3 protein-coding genes are annotated in these 1,757 nt (G+C 38.9%); all 3 read right to left on the reverse strand.

What is annotated here, in order from left to right; genetic code table 11:
* Positions 1-678: hypothetical protein (locus RBA40_RS33125; RefSeq protein WP_306653139.1), on the reverse strand; the 678-nt coding region annotated here is incomplete at its 3' end.
* Complete coding sequence (locus RBA40_RS33130) at positions 668-889, reverse strand: ABC-three component system middle component 7 (RefSeq protein ID WP_306653141.1); 222 nt, start codon at positions 887-889, stop codon at positions 668-670. The genes RBA40_RS33130 and RBA40_RS33125, both read right to left, overlap by 11 nt.
* On the reverse strand, positions 889-1,611 hold the full coding sequence (locus RBA40_RS33135) for an ABC-three component system protein (RefSeq protein WP_306653143.1): 723 nt from the start codon (positions 1,609-1,611) through the stop codon (positions 889-891). The genes RBA40_RS33130 and RBA40_RS33135 overlap by 1 nt, the downstream gene beginning before the upstream one ends.
* Positions 1,612-1,757 lie beyond the last annotated feature (146 nt).

A 1,757-nucleotide genomic window follows, 5' to 3' on the forward strand; every position in this document is an offset into this window, starting at 1 on the left:
CTTAATCTCTTCAACTTCCAAGCTGATTTTATCTAATTCGCTCTCATTCTTCGAATACTGTCGTTTACCTACTTTATCTACTAACGAATAATCCATCGCTTTTTTAAGCGATTTTTTCTCGTCTTCCTTTTTCTTCAATTCGTCTTGAGCAAGTTCGATCTTGTGAAATCTTTCAAAAATTTTCACCAAAACATTAACTGCGTCCCCAGCAGCTTGATTAGCAACCGCGTGCAATGGCTTCTCAATGATTTTAATGTTATCTTTAGGCCATATGCGTGAAAAAGTGCCTACGTAGCCCCTAAAGGTTAACGCGTGTTTGTCAGGGATGTAGCATTGCTTTAACCAAGCTAAATATGTGTCAATATGAATAATATTTTGAGAAAAATAATTCGAATCACATTGATGCACCCAATCGGGTGCAGCGGTTTCCCTCCTAAAATGGTGCTTTACACCATTAAACGATAAACAAAATTCGTATGAATGATGCCCTAAAGCGGCTATCGCATCTTTCTTGTACTCTAGAAAAGCGCTTCCACCGAATGCAAAATCCACGAGCATCAAAACAGTTGATTTCCCGATAGAGTTCGTTGCTTTCTTGTCACCAATCACAACATTTAGACCGGCGCTAAACTTTAGTGGGCCGTCCCTAAACGTTTTTGAACGTATTTCAGTCAACATATGTAATCAAACCTTTTGAGAAATCAATATCTATCGTATTCAAAACATACAAGACATCAAGTGCATAAATAAACTCATCAAGTCCGTCAAATTTTTCACCGACTAGGACAAAAAGCTCTCGAATCCCAATACTTTTCCTGTCAATATGCAAATGATAAATCTTTCCTATAATTGACTGTTTGAATGAAATAAATTTGCTCGGTGTAATCATTAAAATAACTCGCAATTTTGGATGTAGAAAGCTGCGATTGCTTCAGCAGCTTGCTGGGACGAAGGTTTAAATTTCGAAGTGATCCAAGCAACTGTGTTTTGATAAATTTCTTGCTGAGTTAGTGAAAGCGTCGATTGTTTTACATAAAACATCCTTACTTGTTGAGCGATGAGTACCGCTTTTGATGGACTTATTCGTTCCATCTCGGCAAACCTATCGCGTATAAAAAGATAAAAAGAAGAAATGTCGGATTTTATCTTTATCTTCGTCAACGAATTTATTACTCCGTTCAGTTTCGTGTTGATGTTCTTCGCATCAAACCCTGCAGGGGCACCGAAATCAACATCGTCATCCACTAACGAACGTATTATTTCTGCAATTTCCTCTTCCAACTGGTACTGCTTAAAAATCGATATTTGACTTGATTTTTTTATTAGTGTTCGTTTTTTACCAAGCAGATCTCGGTAGCCGTCAACAGTCTTTGGATTATCAAAAATATTATGGCAAGAAAAGCACAGCGGAATTAGATTATCTTCATGATTTGGATTGAGAGAGAGCCGCTCCTCATGCTGAAGCAAAATTACCTCATGGGGTTCCGGGTTGAGCGGGTAAATATGCGCAATTTCATACTCCTTGTACCGACTTTTTCCTTTAAGCTTGAAAAGAGGGGTTCCGCAGCTTGGGCAATTTTCTTCAACTTGGGTGCAAAGCAATATTTCCAAGGGCCTACTTATCGTGGGCCGCCCAGGTTTTGGAGTTGCCGAATTCGTACTAGCTGACATTTATTCCTCTCAGTAACGGGGATCGGACGAAGCACCTTGGCATTTTGGCGAAATTTGAATTATCCGTATGCGAGTTAGTATTTATG

Source organism: Massilia pseudoviolaceinigra (assembly GCF_030846505.1).
In the GTDB taxonomy this organism is placed as follows: Bacteria; Pseudomonadota; Gammaproteobacteria; order Burkholderiales; family Burkholderiaceae_D; genus Telluria_A; species Telluria_A violaceinigra.

Coding starts and splice junctions, on each gene's coding strand:
- RBA40_RS33130 (WP_306653141.1), bottom strand. CDS start 889: ATGATTACACCGAGCAAATTTATTTCATTCAAACAGTCAATTATAGGA.